17 protein-coding genes are annotated in these 17,939 nt (G+C 63.3%); 16 read left to right on the forward strand and 1 reads right to left on the reverse strand.

The annotated features are described in order from the left end of the window. Positions 1 to 13: 13 nt before the first annotated feature. Entirely contained in the window at positions 14 to 1,660 is a 1,647-nt protein-coding gene (locus HZZ16_RS02220) for an ATP-dependent acyl-CoA ligase (RefSeq protein WP_246509915.1), read from the forward strand. 12 nt (positions 1,661 to 1,672) lie between these two features. Here HZZ16_RS02220 and HZZ16_RS02225 read toward each other — a convergent pair whose 3' ends face one another. Next, complete coding sequence (locus HZZ16_RS02225; protein WP_197946868.1) at positions 1,673 to 2,179, reverse strand: MarR family winged helix-turn-helix transcriptional regulator; 507 nt, start codon at positions 2,177 to 2,179, stop codon at positions 1,673 to 1,675. A gap of 282 nt (positions 2,180 to 2,461) precedes the next feature. Here HZZ16_RS02225 and HZZ16_RS02230 point away from each other — a divergent pair, with 282 nt between their 5' ends. The 15 genes from HZZ16_RS02230 (at position 2,462) to dhaK (ending at position 17,605) form a co-directional block, all read left to right on the forward strand. Continuing rightward, positions 2,462 to 4,780 (forward strand): bifunctional salicylyl-CoA 5-hydroxylase/oxidoreductase, encoded by a 2,319-nt coding sequence (locus tag HZZ16_RS02230; protein ID WP_197946869.1) that lies wholly within the window; start codon positions 2,462 to 2,464, stop codon positions 4,778 to 4,780. Positions 4,781 to 4,796: 16 nt separating this feature from the next. Further along, positions 4,797 to 5,975: an acyl-CoA dehydrogenase family protein gene (locus HZZ16_RS02235; RefSeq protein WP_197946870.1), complete on the forward strand. Its 1,179-nt coding sequence runs from the start codon at positions 4,797 to 4,799 to the stop codon at positions 5,973 to 5,975. Between the two features lie 18 nt (positions 5,976 to 5,993). Next, a complete protein-coding gene (locus HZZ16_RS02240; protein ID WP_197946871.1) occupies positions 5,994 to 6,425 on the forward strand; it encodes a RidA family protein in 432 nt (143 codons plus the stop codon). A 1,081-nt stretch (positions 6,426 to 7,506) separates the two neighbouring features. Continuing rightward, positions 7,507 to 8,865, forward strand: a complete 1,359-nt coding sequence (locus HZZ16_RS02245; RefSeq protein ID WP_197946872.1) for an ABC transporter substrate-binding protein — start codon at positions 7,507 to 7,509, stop codon at positions 8,863 to 8,865. A gap of 107 nt (positions 8,866 to 8,972) precedes the next feature. Then, positions 8,973 to 9,908, forward strand: coding sequence for a carbohydrate ABC transporter permease (locus tag HZZ16_RS02250; protein ID WP_246509951.1), 936 nt, complete (start codon positions 8,973 to 8,975; stop codon positions 9,906 to 9,908). Beyond that, positions 9,905 to 10,867 carry a carbohydrate ABC transporter permease gene (locus HZZ16_RS02255; RefSeq protein WP_197946874.1) on the forward strand — a complete coding sequence of 321 codons (963 nt, stop codon included), beginning with the start codon at positions 9,905 to 9,907 and terminating at the stop codon, positions 10,865 to 10,867. The genes HZZ16_RS02250 and HZZ16_RS02255 overlap by 4 nt, the downstream gene beginning before the upstream one ends. Positions 10,868 to 10,935: 68 nt before the next feature. Beyond that, positions 10,936 to 11,064, forward strand: a complete 129-nt coding sequence (locus HZZ16_RS38235) for a hypothetical protein (protein WP_371419431.1) — start codon at positions 10,936 to 10,938, stop codon at positions 11,062 to 11,064. A 10-nt stretch (positions 11,065 to 11,074) separates the two neighbouring features. Continuing rightward, positions 11,075 to 12,172, forward strand: coding sequence for an ABC transporter ATP-binding protein (locus HZZ16_RS02265; RefSeq protein ID WP_197946876.1), 1,098 nt, complete (start codon positions 11,075 to 11,077; stop codon positions 12,170 to 12,172). After that, on the forward strand, positions 12,165 to 13,190 hold the full coding sequence (locus HZZ16_RS02270; RefSeq protein ID WP_197946877.1) for an ABC transporter ATP-binding protein: 1,026 nt from the start codon (positions 12,165 to 12,167) through the stop codon (positions 13,188 to 13,190). Before HZZ16_RS02265 ends, HZZ16_RS02270 begins: the two co-directional genes overlap by 8 nt. Before the next feature lie 12 nt (positions 13,191 to 13,202). After that, positions 13,203 to 13,826, forward strand: coding sequence for a dihydroxyacetone kinase subunit DhaL (gene dhaL / locus HZZ16_RS02275; RefSeq protein ID WP_197946878.1), 624 nt, complete (start codon positions 13,203 to 13,205; stop codon positions 13,824 to 13,826). Then, positions 13,823 to 14,215, forward strand: coding sequence for a dihydroxyacetone kinase phosphoryl donor subunit DhaM (gene dhaM, locus HZZ16_RS02280; protein ID WP_197946879.1), 393 nt, complete (start codon positions 13,823 to 13,825; stop codon positions 14,213 to 14,215). Before dhaL ends, dhaM begins: the two co-directional genes overlap by 4 nt. A 31-nt stretch (positions 14,216 to 14,246) precedes the next feature. Beyond that, the gene (locus HZZ16_RS02285; protein ID WP_246509916.1) at positions 14,247 to 14,549 is read left to right on the forward strand and encodes an HPr family phosphocarrier protein; all 303 of its coding nucleotides are present in this window, start codon (positions 14,247 to 14,249) and stop codon (positions 14,547 to 14,549) included. A gap of 1 nt (position 14,550) precedes the next feature. Continuing rightward, entirely contained in the window at positions 14,551 to 16,170 is a 1,620-nt protein-coding gene (gene ptsP / locus HZZ16_RS02290; protein WP_197946881.1) for a phosphoenolpyruvate--protein phosphotransferase, read from the forward strand. Beyond that, positions 16,163 to 16,585 carry a hypothetical protein gene (locus HZZ16_RS02295; RefSeq protein ID WP_197946882.1) on the forward strand — a complete coding sequence of 141 codons (423 nt, stop codon included), beginning with the start codon at positions 16,163 to 16,165 and terminating at the stop codon, positions 16,583 to 16,585. The genes ptsP and HZZ16_RS02295 overlap by 8 nt, the downstream gene beginning before the upstream one ends. A gap of 36 nt (positions 16,586 to 16,621) precedes the next feature. Beyond that, the gene (dhaK, locus tag HZZ16_RS02300) at positions 16,622 to 17,605 is read left to right on the forward strand and encodes a dihydroxyacetone kinase subunit DhaK (protein WP_197946883.1); all 984 of its coding nucleotides are present in this window, start codon (positions 16,622 to 16,624) and stop codon (positions 17,603 to 17,605) included. Positions 17,606 to 17,939 lie beyond the last annotated feature (334 nt).

Genomic DNA, 17,939 nt, shown 5'->3' on the forward strand with positions numbered 1-17,939 from the left:
GAGCATGGTCGCAATGGAGCCAGCGAACATCACCGACGTGATCGGCGGTGAGAACGTGACGCCTGCCTGGGAGCGCGCGATGGCGTCCTTTCCGCCGTCTGAGCGCATCCTCTCGACGATGCTCACGCGGCAGGCGGAGCGCTACCACGATCGCCTTCTGCTCGTTGCCGGAGAGGCGCGCTGGAGCTTTGCACAGGCGGCGGCGATCGCGGCCGCGTCGGCCCAGGCGCTGGTTGATGCCGGGATCAAGCCGGGCGATCGGGTCGCGCTGATGTGCTCGAACCGTCCGGAGTTCTTGCAGGTCTATCTCGGCTGTGGGTGGCTAGGGGCGATTGCGGTCCCGATCAATACGGCGTTGCGCGGCTTCCAGCTGTCCCACATCTTCCGCAACTCGCGTCCCGCGCTTCTCGTCGTCGAGGCTCAGTTCGTTAGCGCGGTCGAGAGTGTCGAGGCGGGTGTCGAGCTGCCGCCTCGGACCTGGATCATCGGAGCTGCCGCCGACGCAATTGATGCCAGGCTTTCCGCGGTCTCGCTGCCGCCTCTTGGCGCCGCAGTCCCGGCGGGCGCCGTGCGTCCCGGTGATACCGTTGCGATCCTCTATACGTCGGGCACCACGGGACCTGCGAAAGGTGTGTGCTGTCCGCAGGCGCAGCTGTTCTGGTGGGGTATCTATTCGGCGCGGGCGCTCGGAATCCGCGAGGGCGATGTGCTGTTCACGACGCTGCCGCTGTTCCACACCAACGCGCTGAATGCGTTCTATCAGGCGCTGCTGAACGGATGCACGTACGTGCTCGAGCCGAAATTCTCTGCTTCCGGCTTTTGGGCTGCCGCGCGACAGCACAATGCGACGGTCGGCTATCTGCTCGGTGCGATGGCGTCGATGCTCCTGGCGCAGCCGAAGAGCGCAGACGAGTCCATGCATCGTCTTCGTGTCGCGCTTGGCGGCGGCGTGCCGCCGCAAATCCACGGCCCGTTCCGCGAGCGATTTGGCGTGCCACTGGTCGACGGCTACGGCTCGACCGAGACGAATTTTGTGTTCGCCGGCACGATTCCCTCCGATCGGCCGGGGACGATGGGCTATCTGGCCGAAGGCATCGAGGCGCGGATCGTCGACGAGAATGATTCCGCGCTGGCTGACGGAGAGGCCGGCGAGCTCGTGCTTCGCGCGAGAGAACCCTTTGCGTTCGCGTCCGGCTATTTCGGCATGCCGGAGAAGACAGTGGAGGCCTGGCGAAATCTGTGGTTCCACTCAGGCGATCGGGTCGTTCGCGATTCCGACGCGCATTATCGCTTTATCGATCGCATGAAGGATTCCATCCGCAGGCGTGGCGAGAACGTGTCCTCGTGGGAGGTCGAGCAGGCCATCCAGTCGCATCCCGCGGTCGCTGCCTGCGCGATCTACCCGCTGCCGTCGGAGTTGGGTGAGGACGAAGTTGCTGCTGCAATTCTGCTGGAACCGGGCCACGTGCTACAGCCCGTCGACATCGTCAGGCATTGCGAAGGGCAGATCGCCTATTTCGCCATTCCGCGCTATGTGCGAATCCTCAGTCAGATGCCGCTGACGGAGAACGGCAAGGTCAAGAAGGGCGTGCTGCGCGATGCCGGCATCACTACGGATACATGGGATCGCGAAGCGGCCGGAGTGAAGATACGACGCTGAGGTTGTATTCGCTTAAGGTTTTTGCAAGGCGTCCCTGACGGCGGCCTTGAGTTCGTCGAGCTCGCCGATCAATCCATCGAACCGATCTGCCGGGAAATCCGCCAGCAGCTCGGCAAGCCATGCGCCGTGGCTCTTGGCCATTCGCCTGAAGATCTTGCGACCTTCGACCGTCATACAGACGATCTGCACGCGCCGGTCGAGGTTCGACGCCGTGCGGGTGATGTATCCATCTGCGACGAGGCGGTCGACGATTGGCGTGAGGTTCCCGGCCGAGACCATCAGGCGCTTGGGCAGCTCTCCCAGCACAAGTCCGCTTGGTTCGCGGTCGAGCTGGGCGAGAACGTCGAAGCGGGGCATCGTGAAGTCGAACTCTTCGCGAAACCGGCGCCGCAACTCGCCTTCGATTAGGGTCGTGCAGGCGAGCAGTCGGAGCCAAAGGCGTGTTTGAGCCCTGTACTCAGCCTCCTGATCCGTCTCATTCCTGGTCGAAACAGGCGTGGACTCCTTCGCGAGTGCCAATCGAATCTCCCGGGCTTCGTGGCTTGTGAAAGCTGGCGCAGCTCTCGTGAACATTGGCAAGATAGTTCGTGCCAAAAGTAAATTCAAGGCTGGGTCCGAGGGATCCGGAACCGGCGCCGCCGTCTGTCCGATTTACACTGAATTTCAGGACTGGTGCCGCGCTGAGGGGCATGCCCTCCGGGGCTTTGCAGAACCGCCTTGACAAGGCACGCGTCGAGGAAATATTTTATACTTAAAATGATTTGGGTGAGAGCTCGGCGCGACGCGCGAAAGCGAGGGATCATGCGCATAGTCTGTATCGGCGGCGGGCCGGCCGGCCTCTATCTGGGCCTCCTGATGAAGCGTCGACATCCAGAAGATGTCATCACGGTCGTCGAGCGCAACAAGCCCTACGATACGTTTGGCTGGGGGGTGGTGTTCTCCGATGCCATGATGTCTGCGATGCGCCTTGCCGACCCCGAGAGCGCGGCCGAGATCGAGAACGCCTTCAATCACTGGGACGACATCGAGCTGGTCTTCAAGGGGACGCGCCAGCGCACGACCGGTCACGGCTTCATCGGCATTGGTCGCAAGCATCTGCTCAACATTCTCCAGAGGCGCTGCGAGGCTCTGGGTGTCGAGCTCGCGTTCGAGCGTGAGGTGGAGTCCGATCTCGAATTCCCCGACGCCGACCTGATCGTCGCCTGCGACGGTGTCAACTCCAGGATTCGCGCCCGCCATGCCGAACAGTTCCAGCCGGACATGGTGATCCGGCCGAACCGCTACATCTGGCTCGGCACCAAGAAAGCGTTCGACGCCTTCACGTTCGATTTCCAGAGGACCGAGCACGGCTGGTTCCAGGCACATATCTACAAGTTCGATGCGGAGACCTCGACCTTCATCGTCGAGACCACGGAAGAAGCCTACAATGCTCACGGGCTGGGCGAGCTCGATCAGCTGGGGTCGATCGATTTCTGCGAAAAGATCTTTGCCGAGACGCTCGACGGTGCGAAGCTTTTGACCAATGCCCGCCATCTGCGCGGCTCGGCCTGGCTCAATTTCAGCCGTCTGATCTGCGGCAAATGGAGCGTGTTCAACGGACGCTCCCATGTCGTGCTGATGGGAGACGCCGCGCACACCGCGCATTTCGCCATCGGGTCGGGCACCAAGCTCGCGCTCGACGACGCCATCGAGCTCGCCAACCAGTTCGATCGCCATGGTCACGGTCGAGACGGCATCCCGACCGTGCTGGAGGCCTACGAGGAAGTGCGCCGCGTCGACGTGGCGCGCATCCAGAACGCCGCGCGTAATGCCATGGAATGGTTCGAGGTGGTCGGCCGGCGCTATGCTGATACGCTCGAGCCGCCGCAATTCTTCTATTCGATGCTGACGCGTTCGCAGCGCATCAGCCATGAAAACCTGCGCCTGCGCGACCGTACCTGGTTGGAAGGATTCGAGCGATGGTTTGCCGCGCGCTCGGGCATCGCCGTCGAGGACGGCGAACGGGTACCGCCGCCGATGCTGACGCCGCACCGCGTGCGCGGCCTCACGCTGGCCAACCGCATCATGGTCTCGCCGATGGCGATGTATTCGGCGAAGGACGGGCTCATCAACGATTTCCACATCGCCCACCTCGGAGCGCGCGCGATGGGTGGCGCCGCGTTGATCTTTGCCGAGATGACTTGCGTCTCACCGGACGCCAGGATCACGCCGGGCTGTCTCGGGCTCTGGAACGATGAGCAAGCGGCGCAATGGCGCCGGCTGGTCGATCTGATCCATAGCCTCGGACACGCCAAGGTGGGCATCCAGCTCGGCCATGCCGGGCGGAAGGGATCGACCCGGCTCGCTTGGGAGGGGATTGACCAGCCGCTGGCTTCAGGCAATTGGCCGCTGATCTCGGCTTCCGCGCTGCCCTATCTGCCGCACAGCCAGGTGCCGCGGCAAATGAACCGCAGCGACATGGACCGCGTCCGCGACGATTTCGTCGCCGCAACGCGCCGTGCTGCCGACGCCGGTGTCGATTGGCTCGAGCTTCATTGCGCCCATGGCTATTTGCTGTCGAGCTTCCTCTCGCCGCTGACCAACCGGCGGACTGACGAATATGGCGGTAACCACGAAAATCGTGCGCGCTTTCCGCTGGAGGTGTTCAGGGCGACGCGCGCGGCGTGGCCATCAGATCGGCCGATGTCGGTGCGGCTGTCCTGCCATGACTGGACCGAAGGCAGCAACACGCCGGCGGACGCTGCGATCTTCGCTGTGATGTTCAAGGAGGCGGGAGCAGACGTGATCGATTGCTCCTCGGGACAGGTCTGGAAGGAGGAACGACCGATCTACGGCCGCCTGTTCCAGACGCCATTCGCGGATCTGATCCGCAACGAAGTCGGCATCGAGACGATTGCAGTCGGCGCGATCTCCGAGGCCGATCACGCCAACTCAATTCTCGCGGCCGGCCGCGCGGACCTCTGCGCGATTGCGCGGCCGCATCTCGCCGACCCGGCCTGGACGCTGCACGAAGCCGCGCGCATCGGCATCACGGCGGTCAACTGGCCGAAGCAATATCTGTCCGCCAAGGGACAATACGAAACCAATCTGGCGCGCGCCGCTGCTGTGGCCGCGCAGTGAGCGGAGGAGGGATCGGATGAACTCGGTGGTAAAGATGATCCGGCGCGAATGGCTGGACTGGCCGTTCTTCGAGCCCCGCCATCATGCGATCGGCGAGGCGCTCGACCGCTTCGTGCAGTCGGGAGCCCTCGACAAGATCGATCACAATGATGTGGATGGTGCCTGTCGCAAGCTTGTGCGCGCGATGGGTGAGGCGGGGTTGCTCGATTGCGCGGTCGCAGCGCCCGATGGCGATGCGACGTCGATCGATTCCCGCTCGATCTGCCTGTCGCGCGAGTCGCTTGCCTATGCCGACGGCCTCGCCGATTTCGCTTTCGCTATGCAGGGGCTCGGCTCCGGAGCGATTGCACTAGGTGGCTCGGCGGAGCTGCGCAAGGCCGTGCTGCCGAAAGTGCGTTCCGGCGAATGGCTCGCAGCCTTCGCGCTGTCCGAGAAGGAGGCGGGATCGGACGTCGCGGCGATGTCCTGCACGGCGCGGGCCGACGGCGACAACTACGTCATCGACGGCGAGAAGACCTGGATCTCGAACGGCGGCATTGCCGACGTCTATACGCTGTTTGCGCGAACGGGCGAGGCGCCGGGCGCCCGCGGCATTTCGGCCTTCGTCGTCTTTCCGGATGATCCCGGCTTTAGCATCGCCGAGCGCATCGACGTCATCGCGCCGCACCCGCTAGCGACGTTGCGCTTCACCAATTGCCGGGTTTCCGCGAGCCGTCGGCTCGGCGCGCCCGGCGGCGGGTTCAAGCTTGCGATGCAGACGCTGGATATTTTCCGCGCATCGGTCGCCGCCGCAGCCCTCGGCTTTGCCCGTCGCGCGCTCGACGAGGCATTGTCGCATGCGCGCAGCCGAAACATGTTCGGTGCGACGCTGGGGGATCTTCAACTGACACAAGCCGCGCTCGGCGACATGGCGACCGACACCGACGCCGCGGCGCTGCTGACCTACCGCGCGGCCTGGCGCCGCGATGTGCAGAAGCTTCAGACGACGCGCGAAGCTGCCATGGCGAAGCTGACCGCCACCGAGACCGCGCAGCGCGTCATCGACCGTGCCGTCCAGATGTTCGGCGGCCGCGGCGTGCGCAAGGGAGAGGTCGTCGAAAGTCTCTACCGCGAAATCCGTGCGCTGCGCATCTACGAGGGCGCGACCGAGGTCCAGAAATTGATTGTCGCCCGCGAGTTGTTGAAGCCGCGCTGAAGGGATTGAGAACTAGGCATGAATACGAGCAGAAAGCCGGAAGTCCCCGCGACGCGTGGTCTGCAACTGCTTCAGCCCAGCGGCTGGCCGCAGCCGAAGGGGTATGCGAACGGCGTCATGGCTGAAGGACGACTCATCGTGACGGGTGGTGTGGTCGGTTGGGACGTCGCCGGGCGATTTGCCGACGGACTCGTTGCGCAGGTCCGCCAGACGCTCGAAAACATCGTCGCGATCCTGGCAGAGGGTGGCGCGCGGCCGGACCATCTCGTGCGCCTGACCTGGTACGTCGTGGACATGGACGAATATGTGTCGAACCTGAAAGCGCTCGGCAAAGTCTATCGCGAGGTCATTGGCACCCATTACCCCAGCATGGCGCTGGTGCAGATCGTGCGTCTCGTCGAGCCATCCTCGCGTATCGAGATCGAAGCGACGGCCGTCGTCCCGCGCTGACGAAGGCGTCGGCCGCAGGCCCGCGGCGAGACTGACGCACGTTTTTTCGGCGCTCTATCAATTCGGCTCGACGGCGTGATGTACTGACCCCAGAGGCGATAGCTCGTTCTGGTAGTGGGCGCCTGCGATCACGCGCGCCACCCTGCTGCTATACTATTTTCGCGGAAATAGTAACGGGAGCGAATGCAAAGAAGACATGGTAAAAGCTTGAAATCGCAAGACTATCGCTTTTCTGTGGCTCCGATGATGGACTGGAACGAGAGTTCAATATTTTCAGGTGGTTAAGAGACGGCGTGTGCACGACGTGTGCACCGGGAGATCAAGAAAAATCTCGTCACAGCCAATGTGAGCAGACCTCGTGAGATGAGATTGGGCTGCCTCGGGTCAGCGGAAAGAGCACGTCCATTGTTTCCGAGGGCAGCGAGATAGGTGAGTGCTGACGATCAGCATCAGTTGGCGGAAACATGAGGCGCCACCCTCTCATCCCGCTCCGTGCAGCCCCGCTGGTCGAACTTGCTGCGCCCATTGCTTGAGTTCGATTGGGTTAGCTGCGCTTTGGCGAGGTCGTTTCTGGGGCGAAACAGGTGTGGTCCGCGGCGACAGCAGGTTTCGGCCGATGAGGAGACCGCTCACGCTCTTGATCGCTTTGTTGAACGTTCAGTAAAGCCATTTGCTAAACATGCTTGGCGATGGCCAACTTCTGGCTCGCCGGTTATCCGGGCAGCTGGATTGCTCCGCGGCGTCAGATCGGCAATCGAAGCTTCCGACAAAAGCCAGGCATTTTGCTGCGCTGCGAACATCCCGCTTGCGCGCGCGAACGTCGCGAATCTTTTCGCCAGGCTAACGACAAGCCGGCTTGACGGCTTCCAAAATTTAGTAATACGTTTAGTTCTACAAAAAACCTAAACATCACGCATCGAGCCGATGTGTGGGAGGAGCCCAAGCCCTTCCGGACCCGTTTCCGGAAATGGTCAGTCTCGTTCTCCACTCATCGCTCCTCAAACTCGGTTTCAGGATCTTGGCGTCTTTCCGGCAGGGAGCGCCGAGCGGGTTAGATGCTTCAACGAGAGAGGAAACGGATATGCGGACATTCAATTGGCTAAGAAGCTCGACGGCAACCACGGTCCTCGGGACGGCGCTGCTGGGGATATTTGGCGGAGGCGAAGCCGCAGCTCAGGGGAAGCAGCTCACGCTGTGCTGGGCGGCATGGGATCCGGCCAATGCGCTGGTCGAGCTCGGCAAGGACTTTACCAAGCAATCCGGCATTGAGATGAAATACGAGTTCGTCCCGTGGACGAGCTATGCCGATCGCTTCCTCAACGAGCTCAACTCCCACGGCAAGCTCTGCGACCTGATCATCGGCGATAGCCAGTGGATCGGTGGCGCCGCCGAGAACAAGTGGTACGTCAAGCTCAACGATTTCTTCGACAAGGAGAAGATATCGATGGACGACTTCGTCCCGGCGACGGTCGTCGGCTACTCGCAGTGGCCGAAGAACTCGCCGAACTATTGGGCGCTGCCAGCTATGGCCGATGCGGTAGGCTGGGCTTATCGCAAGGACTGGTTCTCGCGGCCCGAAATTCAATCCGCGTTCAAGGCCAAGTATGGCCGCGACCTGGCGCCGCCGAAGACCTATGACGAGCTGAAGCAGGTTGCTGAGTTCTTCCAGGGCCGCGAGATCGACGGCAAGAAGGTCTACGGTGCCTACATCTTCACCGAGCGCGGCTCCGAAGGCATCACCATGGGCGTGACCAACGTGCTCTACAATTACGGCTTCAGCTACGACAATCCCAAGAAGCCGTACCAGATGCAGAGCGTCGTCAATTCATCGGAAGCGGCCAAGGGGCTCGAGTTCTACAAGGAGCTCTACAAGTGCTGCACCGCGCCGGGCATGACCAATGCCTACATGCAGGAGGGGCTGGACGCCTTCAAGTCCGGGCAGGTGGCGATGCAGATGAACTGGTTCGCCTTCTTCCCCGGCCTGTACAAGGATCCGAATGTCGGTGGCGACAAGATCGGTTTCTTCGTCAACCCGGCCGGTCCGAACGGACACTTCACCCAGCTCGGAGGACAGGGCATCTCGGTGGTGGCGACCTCCGACCGCAAGGACGACGCGCTCGCCTACATCAAGTGGTTCGCGCAGCCTGCCGTGCAGCAGAAATGGTGGCAGCTCGGTGGCTATTCGGCCCTGAAGGCGGTGGTCGATGCGCCCGACTTCCCGAAGAGCGCGGCATTCGCACCACAATTCCTGGAGTCGATGGGCATCGTCAAGGACTTCTGGGCCGAGCCGTCCTACGCGCAACTGCTGCTCGACATGCAGAAGCGGGTGCATGACTACGTCGTTGCCGACAAGGGCACGGCGCAGCAGGCGCTCGATCTCTTGGTCAAGGACTGGACCAAGGTCTTCAAGGAGCAGGGCAAGCAGGTCGCGTCGCAATAGGCGCGGCGCTCGCATCAACTGAACCGGTTTCCCCGGGTGTATCCCGGGGAAGCCGAACCAGCCAGCCGATGGACCAGATGACGACGATCCTTCAACCCGATGATACTATGATCCCCGGCGTGAGCGAGCCCGCCAAATCTCGTGCCACGCGGCGCGTCCGCGGCCTGTCGGACCGGACCATCGCTTGGCTGTTCGTTGCGCCGACGATCGCGCTGTTGCTGGCGATCAACATCTTTCCGCTGGTGTGGATGATCCGGTTGTCCTTCACCAGCCTCAACCTCAGCATGTCTTATCTGCCGCTGCGGTTCGTCGGGCTCGACAATTTCACCGACATCCTCACCGACGAGGACGTCTGGTTCCGGCTCCAGACCACGGCGCAATTCGTGATCTGGTCAGTGACGCTGCAGGTGATCATCGGGTTTGGCCTCGCGCTGCTGATCAACCGCCAGTTCCGCGGCCACAGCTTCTGGACCAGGATCATCCTGCTGCCGATGATGCTGTCGCCCGCGGTGGTCGGCAACTTCTGGACGCTGCTGTTGCAGCCGCAGATCGGTCCGTTCAACTACCTGATCAGCCTGTTCACGGGTGTGCCGCCGAGTTCGTTCAGCATGACCGGCCAGGTCTCGCTCGCACCCTGGACCATCGTGCTCGTCGACACCTGGATGTGGGCGCCCTACGTCATGCTGATCTGCCTCGCCGGGCTTCGCTCCATTCCCGACTACATCTATGAGGCGGCCGAAGTCGATCGCGCCTCGGCCTGGCGGCAGTTCTGGTCGATCACGCTGCCGATGACGGTGCCGTTCCTGATGCTCGCGGTGCTGTTCCGCGCGATCGAGAACTTCAAGATGTTCGACATGGTGAATCTCCTGACGTCGGGAGGGCCGGGATCTACCACGGAGCTCGTATCGATCACGCTGAAGCGCGCGGCGTTCGAGAAATGGCGCACCGGCTATTCCTCCGCGCTCGCCATCATCCTGTTCGTCACCGTGTTCGGTGCCGCCAACATTTATGTCAAAGCGCTCAACAAGGTGAAGCAACGATGACCGCTGTCCTCACCAAGTCTTCCGCTCACTCCATCGTCGAAGCCTCGCCGCGCGCAAAGATTGTAGCTGGCGGTCTCGTCATCCTGTATGCGGTGATCACGATCCTGCCGCTGCTCTGGATCGTCGCCACCGCATTCAAGTCGCAGAGCGACGCCATCGCCTATCCACCCAAGGTGATCTTCGAGCCGACCCTCGAAGGCTACGTGAACCTCTTTACGGTGCGCACCCGCCAGACGCCGGATTTCATCGCCAAGCTGCCGCCGCCGGAGACGTGGTACGACAAGCTCGTGCGACAGCGCGACATGGTCATTGCCGGACCGTCGAAGGTCGTGCCGCGCTTCGTCAACTCGCTGATCATCGGGTTCGGCTCGACCTTCCTGGCCGTCTTTCTCGGCACGCTCGCAGCCTACGCCTTCTCGCGCTTCCGCATTCCCCTGGCAGACGATCTCCTGTTCTTCATCCTGTCGACGCGCATGATGCCGCCCGTTGCCGTGGCGATCCCGATCTATCTGATGTACCGGCAGCTCAACCTGACCGACACCAGGCTCGGAATGATCCTGCTCTATACCGCCGTGAACGTCTCGCTCGCGGTCTGGCTGCTCAAGGGGTTCATCGACGAGATCCCGCGCGAATACGAGGAGGCCGCCCTTGTCGATGGCTATACGCGGCTGCAGGCGCTGCGCAAGGTCGTATTGCCGCAGGCCGTCACGGGAATTGCGGCAACCGCAATCTTCTGTCTGATCTTCTCGTGGAACGAGTATGCTTTCGCAGTTCTCCTGACGAGCGGCGAGGCGCAGACCATGCCGCCCTTCATTCCCTTCATCATCGGCGAGGGCGGGCAAGACTGGCCGGCGGTTGCTGCGGCGACCACGCTGTTCGTCATACCGATCGTCTTGTTCACCGTGCTGTTGCGCAAGCATCTATTGCGCGGCATCACCTTCGGAGCTGTGCGCAAATGAGCGGTTCTGCGGTTGCCAAAAGCGGAATGTGTCGCTGGTTCCTTCGTGGGCCTTGGGAGGCCGGCGCGATGACCCTGATCGGGGGCGGCATCATCATGCTGGTGCAGCCGTGGTCGATCGATCTGTACAGCTATTCCTTCGTGACGATCCTCGCCGGCACGGTTGGCTATGTCATCGTCAGCCATTTTCCGGAATAGGGCGGCAGCTATGGCACAAATCCGCGTCGAAAACTTGCGCAAGTCGTTCGATCAGTTCACGGCCGTCGAAGGCTCGAACTTCACCATCGACGACGGCGCCTTCTTTGCGCTGCTCGGCCCGTCGGGCTGCGGCAAGACCACCACGTTGCGCATGATCGCCGGCCTCGAGTTGCCGACCGATGGAAAGATCATGCTCAACGGCGAGGACGTGACGTTCCGGCGCGCCGCCGCGCGCGACATCGCCTTCGTCTTCCAGCTCTTCGCGCTCTATCCGCACATGAACGTCGCCGAAAACATCGGCTTTCCGCTGAAGTGCCAGGGCATGGCGAGGCGCGAGATTCGCGAGTGCGTGCAGGAGACGGCGCGGCTTTTGCGGATCGAGCATCTCTTGTCGAGCAAGACGTCAAAGCTGTCGGGTGGCGACCGGCAGCGGGTCGCGCTGGGGCGTGCCATGGTCAGGCGGCCGAAGGCTTTTCTGATGGACGAGCCGCTCGGGGCGCTCGACGCCGAGTTTCGGCATCTGATGTGCGGCGAGCTCCGTGACCTCCATGATCGCATCGGTGCAACTACGGTCTACGTGACGCACGACCAGCTCGAGGCGATGTCGATGGCGGATCGGATCGCGGTCATGAATAAGGGGTGCATCGAACAGATCGGCTCGCCGCAAGAGGTCTATGACCGGCCCGCCAGCATGTTCGTAGCCGATTTCATCGGCTCGCCCCCGATGAATTTCCTCCGGTTTGAAAGCGGCCTGCGGTCGGGGGATCGGGCTGTCGCCTTCCATAGCGTCAGCGTCGAAGTCCCAGAGATCCGCGAGGATCGTGCGAGCGCACCGCTGGCGCTCGGGATACGTCCGGAGCACATTCGCTTTGCCGACGCGGCACCCGTCCGCGGCGAGGTGTTCGGCGCCGAATATCTCGGCACCACGCAGATCGTCACCGTCGACACGGCGCATGGACGCGTCGCGGCGCGGCTGCCCTCCAGCGCGTCGGTGCGGATCGGCGAGACGGTAGGTCTTGAATTCCACTCCGAGAGGCTCGCGCTGTTCGATGTCGGCAGCGGTTTGGCTATTCGGACCGCCAATGAACGGAGCGCGCGCCGTGGCTGACGTCATCCTGCGCAACATCAGCAAGCGCTTCGGCACGGTTGAGGCCGTGCGCGAACTATCGCTGGCGGTGAATGATGGGGAATTCCTGGTCCTGCTCGGGCCGAGCGGTGCCGGAAAAACCACGACGTTGCGGCTGATCACCGGGCTCGAGACCCCCGACGCCGGCTCGGTCATGATCGACGGCCGCGATGTGACGCACGATCCGCCAGGATCACGCGATATAGCCTTTGTCTTCCAGCAATATTCGCTGTATCCGCACCTCACGGTCTATGACAATCTGGCGTTTCCGTTGCGCTCCCCCGCGCGGCGCGTACCCGAGCCAATTATCCGCAAGCGCGTCGAGCAGACAGCGGAGCTGTTGCATATCGCAAGCAAGCTGAACAACCGTGCAACCCGCCTGTCCGGCGGCGAAATGCAGCGGGTGGCCATCGGCCGCGCGCTGGTTCGCGATCCCTCGATCTACCTGATGGACGAGCCGCTGTCGTCGCTGGATGCGAAGCTCCGAGCGGAGCTTCGTCTTGAGCTCAAGCGGATCCAGCTCGAACTTGGCGCAACTATTCTCTACGTGACCCACGATCAGGTCGAGGCCATGACCATGGCATCCCGGATCGGCGTGATCAGGGACGGCCAGCTTCTTCAGTGCGGCACGCCGCGGGAGATCTACGAAAGCCCGTCGAGCAGCTACGTCGCCTCGCGCCTCGGCTCGCCCCAGATCAACTTCCTTCCGGCCCATCTGTTGTCTGACGTGCCGGTGCCGCCGGGAACGGAGACGGTCGGCATCCGAACCGAGCATCTGCAAATCGCTGCGCGCAATGGAGGACGGATGGTCGGCCGGGTGCACCGCGTCGAGCACCTCGGTGAGCAGAATCACGTTCACCTGGATTATAAGGGCGAGATGCTGGTGACGCTTGCGGATCCGCGCCAGCCACTTCAGTCCGGCCAGGAAGTCGAACTGCACCTGGTGCATCCGCTCTGTTTCGATCGCGCGGGACAACGCATCCCTGCAATGGTTCACTAGAGGATCAACTCGATGTCGCTACAACCCGAGACGATCAAGACCCTGGTCAAGGTGGCCGCAGAGCAGGTCATCGCGAGCGCGCCGGAACTCACGACCCTGGATCAGGCGATCGGCGACGGTGACCATGGGACAAATATGAAGCGCGGTTTCGAGGCAGTGCTCGGCAAGCTTGATGCCATCTCGGCGCAACCGCTGGACGAGGCGCTGAAGATGATCGGCAAGACCCTGGTGATGACCGTGGGAGGCGCCTCCGGGCCGCTTTACGGCAGTTTCTTTCTTGCCGCGGGCGAAGCGCTCTCGCATGACAGGCACTTGCCGGACGATCTTGCGGATGTCTTTGGTAGCGGCGTGAATGCGGTGAGCGCGCGGGGGCGCTCGCAGGCCGGCGAGAAGACAATGCTCGACGTGCTTGTTCCAGTCCTGGAAACGTTGAGGATGGCGGCCGGCCAACCGGATCTGATCGCGCGGGTCCGCACCACCGCGGCCGAAGCGGTCGAGCGGACCGCACCGATGCAGGCCACCAAGGGGCGAGCGTCGTTCCTCGGACCGCGCAGCGTCGGACATGTCGATCCCGGGGCACGTTCGAGCTGCGTACTCGTGCAGGCGGTCTGCGCGAGCTTGGAGGGACAACAATGACCGACACTGTGGGTATCGTGATCGTCTCGCATTCAAAGGATATCGCCAAGGGCACCGCCGACATGGTGCGGCAGATGGTCGGCAGCGAGGTCAAGGTGGCCTTCTGTGGCGGCAATCCGGACGGCGGATTGGGCACCAGCGTCTCCCTGATCATCGACGCCATCAATAATGCCTGGTCCACAAAGGGCGTCGCGATCCTCGTCGATCTTGGCGGCGCCGAAACCAACAGCGAGATGGCGGTCGAAATGCTGGAGCCCGCACGGCGCGATCTCGTTGTCGTATGCAACGCGCCGATCGTGGAGGGCGCCGTGATGGCGGCGACCGAGGCGGCAGGCGGCAGCTCGCTGGCCCAGGTGAAGGCCGTGGCCGAGGAACTCTCTGCCGACTGAGATGCCGGCGAAGCGATGACGGAATATGACGATGCTGGATAAAGCGGACGAACAGATCTTCAACGGCAGTGTGCGGCTGGTGCACGCGGTCGGCATGCATGCGCGCCCGGCGGTCAAGCTGACCAAGCTCGCCAAGAGGTTCCAGGCGCACATTTCGGTCCGGGTCGCGGGTGCTCCGGATTGGATCAATGCCAAGAGCGTGGCCAAAATCATGGCGATGCGCGCGGCGCACGGCAGCACGATCGAGATCAAGGCTTCCGGCAGCGATGCAGAGGCTGCGGTCGAGGCGCTGGTCAACCTGATCGCAACCGACTTTTCCGACGAGGCGTCATAGCATGCAGGGCGGCGCTAACGGACTGGCCTACCGCGGCAGGACCGCCTCGATTGGCTTTGCCCATGGTCCGTTCGTCCGGGTCGACGCTGATGCCGGTGGCGAGCGTGTCGCGGGTAACCTGGCTGAAGAAGCGCTTGCTCTTCGTGCTGCGATTGAGACGGCAAGCGGGCAGATCGCTGATTTGGCCGGGGTCGCCGGCGGCGAAGCCGCGCAGATTCTCGAATTCCAAGTCGCGCTCCTGGACGACGAGGATTTCATCGAGACCATTTTCGCATCCATCGGCGAGGGAAATGCGGCGGATGTCGCCTGGCGTTCGGCGCTCGACGCGCAGATCGCGGACTACAATTCGGCAGAGGACGAATATCTCAAGGCGCGCTCTTCCGACCTCGCTGACCTCCGCGACCGCGTGATCAATGTCCTGCGCGGAGGCGCGGGCCTGCCCCTGAAGGTTCCGGGCGGTGCGATCGTTTGCGCCGATGATCTTCCGCCCTCGCGATTTCTGGAGATCGACTGGTCCGACGGCGGCGGTCTGGCGCTCTTGCGCGGCAGTCCCACGAGCCACGTCGCCATGCTGGCCCGTGCGCGTGGCATTCCCATGGTCGTGCAGCTCGGCGCCATCCCTCACGCCGGAACCATGGCGCTGCTCGACGGCGAAGGGGCGACCCTTGAGCTTGATCCCAGTGGCGAGCAGCTCCGCCTGTTCGAGAAGCGGCGGGAGATGCACCGCAAGAGCAGGGCGTCGGCCCGAGCGATCCTGCGGCGGCCGACGGCGTTCTGGCGCGGCGAGCGGATTAAGCTCTTGATCAACATCCAGCGCGTCGAGGATCTCGACCACGCCGATGCGCAATATGCCGACGGCATCGGGTTGATGAGAACCGAGTTCCTGCTCAGCGAGCGGGGCGGCCTGCCTGACGAGGAGACGCAGTTTCGAGCCTATGATGCCGTCATGCGCTGGGCCGGTCCGCGCCCAGTGACGATTCGCACTTTCGATGCCGGCGGCGACAAGCCGGTGGCGGGATTCACGATCGAAGGCGAGGCCAATCCCTTCCTCGGGCTCCGCGGCTTGCGGCTCTGCCTGGCTCGCCCCGAGATCTTCGCGGTCCAGCTCCGCGCCCTGGCGCGCGCGGCCGTGCGCGGCAACCTCAAGGTCATGTTCCCGATGGTCACCTCGGCGGACGAGCTGGAGGCCGGGCGGAAGCTGTTTGCTGACATCGTGCAGCGCTTGCGGGCCGAGGGCATAGCCGCAATGCTGCCCGAGTTGGGAATCATGGTCGAGGTCCCCGCAGCGGCCCTGGCGATTGCGACGTTCAAGGCAGCCTTCTTCTCGATCGGCTCGAACGACCTGGCGCAATATGTCCTGGCCTGCGATCGTTCGAACGGAGCTCTGGCCCCCTTGATGGATCCTCTGCATCCGGCTGTGCTCGAATTGATCGCGCGGACCGCCGAGCATGGCCGGCGCGCCGGCCCCAGCGTCAGCCTGTGCGGCGACATGGCCAGCGATCCGCGCTGCGTCCCTGCGCTCCTGAACTGCGGCCTGCGCGAGCTGTCCGTGAACGCCGCGGCGCTTGCGCAGATCAAGCAGACCATCGACCGGTTGAGCAGTGGAGGCGCACTTGGCTGACACGGCGATCGAAGAGCCGGCCGAGGCCGGCGCTGTCGCGGTCTACAAGCGCATCTTCAAGGAGGTGCTGGAGAGCCGTCCGTCGGGCATGCGGCTACGCCTTGCACACGCGATGGGGAAGAACCGCAGCTTCGTCAGCCAGATCAGCAATCCGGCCTATCCAGTGCCGATCCCCGTGCAGCATCTCAACACGATCTTCGATGTCTGCCATTTCCCGCCGCCGGCCAAGGCCGCCTTCCTGCGCGCCTATGCGCGCGCGCACCCGCGCCGGATCGGGCGGCTGACAGAAGGCTCGCATGAACGGACTTTGACGCTGCATTTGCCGGACCTCGGCAGTGCCAAGCAGAACGCCGAGCTGGACGCGCTGCTGCAGGAGTTCGCGCGGCGTCTCGTTGCCATCATGCGAGAAAAATAGCCGCGAGGCGCAAAGGGACGGAGGGGGGAGGAGACAATGAAAAAGTTCATCAACTCGGTCGACGGCGTGCTCGCGGAGAGCCTGGACGGCTTTGCGGCTGCGCATGCAGATCTCGTGACGCTCGGGGCGCGGCGCAAATTCGTGAGGCGCCGCGACCTCAATCCGCGCAAGGTCGCCCTCGTTTCGGGCGGAGGCAGCGGGCATGAGCCGCTGCATGCGGGCTTCGTCGGCTACGGCATGCTGGATGCGGCCTGCCCGGGACAGGTCTTCACCTCCCCGACGCCGGATCAGATCGTGGAGGCGGCGCAAGGCGTCGCCGGAGACGCCGGCGTGCTCTTCATCGTGAAGAACTACGCGGGCGATCGCATGAACTTCGAGATGGCGGCCGAGATTGCCGAGGGCCGCACGGCGACCATCGTCACGGATGACGACGTCGCGGTCGAGAATTCGATCCACAGCATCGGCCGCCGCGGCGTGGCCGGCACCCTGATCGTCGAGAAGATCGTCGGCGCGGCCGCCGAGACGGGCGCCGACCTCAAGACCTGCGTTGCACTCGGCGAGCGCGTCAATACGTGCACGCGCTCGATGGGCGTGGCGCTGACGAGCTGCACGGTGCCGGCCGCGGGCACGCCAACCTTTTCGCTTGGCGAGGACGAGATGGAGATGGGCGTCGGTATTCACGGCGAACCGGGACGCCGCCGCGTCAAGCTGGAGCGGGCTGATGCGATCGCGGAGGAGATGACGACGGCCATCACACAGGATCTCGACGCGCGCGACGGGGCCGAGGCGCTCCTGCTCGTCAATGGATTTGGCGGCACGCCCACAATCGAGCTCTACCTGATGTACAATGCGGCGCGTCGGAGGCTTGAGAAGCGCGGTTTGCGCATCGCTCGCTCGCTGGTCGGCAGCTTCGTAACCTCTCTGGACATGGCCGGGTGCTCGCTCACTGTCAGCCTGCTCGATGCTGAGACAACCGCGCTGTGGGACCATCCCGTGCGCACGGCTGCGTTGAAATGGTGAAGGCGGCTGCGAACGGCTGCTGAGTTTTTCGATCGCGCTCCGGCGGATGATCGGCCGGGGGCCCCGCCTCACGCATGCATCGGGAGTTTTCCCGGTTCACCCTCCCTGAAACTTGCCGTGTCCTCGGACACGGCTTCTTTTATGAGGCGTTAGGCGGCTATTTTCCTGTCCGTCCCAGGCGCCGGCTCGGACGAGCCCATTATGTGACGCCGTCGGATTGGCCGGGTGTGTGATCCAGGTTCATCATGTCCGTCACGCTTTGTTGAGGCTTTTCCTCAATTGCGTGCACGTTGGGGTGCATGTGACTTACGCTCGCAGCGTTGGATCAACGTTG

It is taken from the genome of Bradyrhizobium glycinis (genome assembly GCF_016031655.1).
Lineage (GTDB): Bacteria > Pseudomonadota > Alphaproteobacteria > Rhizobiales > Xanthobacteraceae > Bradyrhizobium > Bradyrhizobium glycinis.

Bases quoted from the DNA above. Each gene is read 5' to 3' on its own strand.
- HZZ16_RS02235 (WP_197946870.1), top strand. From the start codon at position 4,797: ATGAACTCGGTGGTAAAGATGATCCGGCGCGAATGGCTGGACTGGCCG.
- HZZ16_RS38235 (WP_371419431.1), top strand. From the start codon at position 10,936: ATGACCCTGATCGGGGGCGGCATCATCATGCTGGTGCAGCCGTGGTCG.
- HZZ16_RS02250 (WP_246509951.1), top strand. From the start codon at position 8,973: ATGATCCCCGGCGTGAGCGAGCCCGCCAAATCTCGTGCCACGCGGCGC.
- HZZ16_RS02230 (WP_197946869.1), top strand. From the start codon at position 2,462: ATGCGCATAGTCTGTATCGGCGGCGGGCCGGCCGGCCTCTATCTGGGC.
- dhaM (WP_197946879.1), top strand. From the start codon at position 13,823: ATGACCGACACTGTGGGTATCGTGATCGTCTCGCATTCAAAGGATATC.
- dhaK (WP_197946883.1), top strand. From the start codon at position 16,622: ATGAAAAAGTTCATCAACTCGGTCGACGGCGTGCTCGCGGAGAGCCTG.
- HZZ16_RS02240 (WP_197946871.1), top strand. From the start codon at position 5,994: ATGAATACGAGCAGAAAGCCGGAAGTCCCCGCGACGCGTGGTCTGCAA.
- HZZ16_RS02265 (WP_197946876.1), top strand. From the start codon at position 11,075: ATGGCACAAATCCGCGTCGAAAACTTGCGCAAGTCGTTCGATCAGTTC.
- HZZ16_RS02245 (WP_197946872.1), top strand. From the start codon at position 7,507: ATGCGGACATTCAATTGGCTAAGAAGCTCGACGGCAACCACGGTCCTC.
- HZZ16_RS02285 (WP_246509916.1), top strand. From the start codon at position 14,247: ATGCTGGATAAAGCGGACGAACAGATCTTCAACGGCAGTGTGCGGCTG.
- dhaL (WP_197946878.1), top strand. From the start codon at position 13,203: ATGTCGCTACAACCCGAGACGATCAAGACCCTGGTCAAGGTGGCCGCA.
- HZZ16_RS02255 (WP_197946874.1), top strand. From the start codon at position 9,905: ATGACCGCTGTCCTCACCAAGTCTTCCGCTCACTCCATCGTCGAAGCC.
- ptsP (WP_197946881.1), top strand. From the start codon at position 14,551: ATGCAGGGCGGCGCTAACGGACTGGCCTACCGCGGCAGGACCGCCTCG.
- HZZ16_RS02220 (WP_246509915.1), top strand. From the start codon at position 14: ATGGAGCCAGCGAACATCACCGACGTGATCGGCGGTGAGAACGTGACG.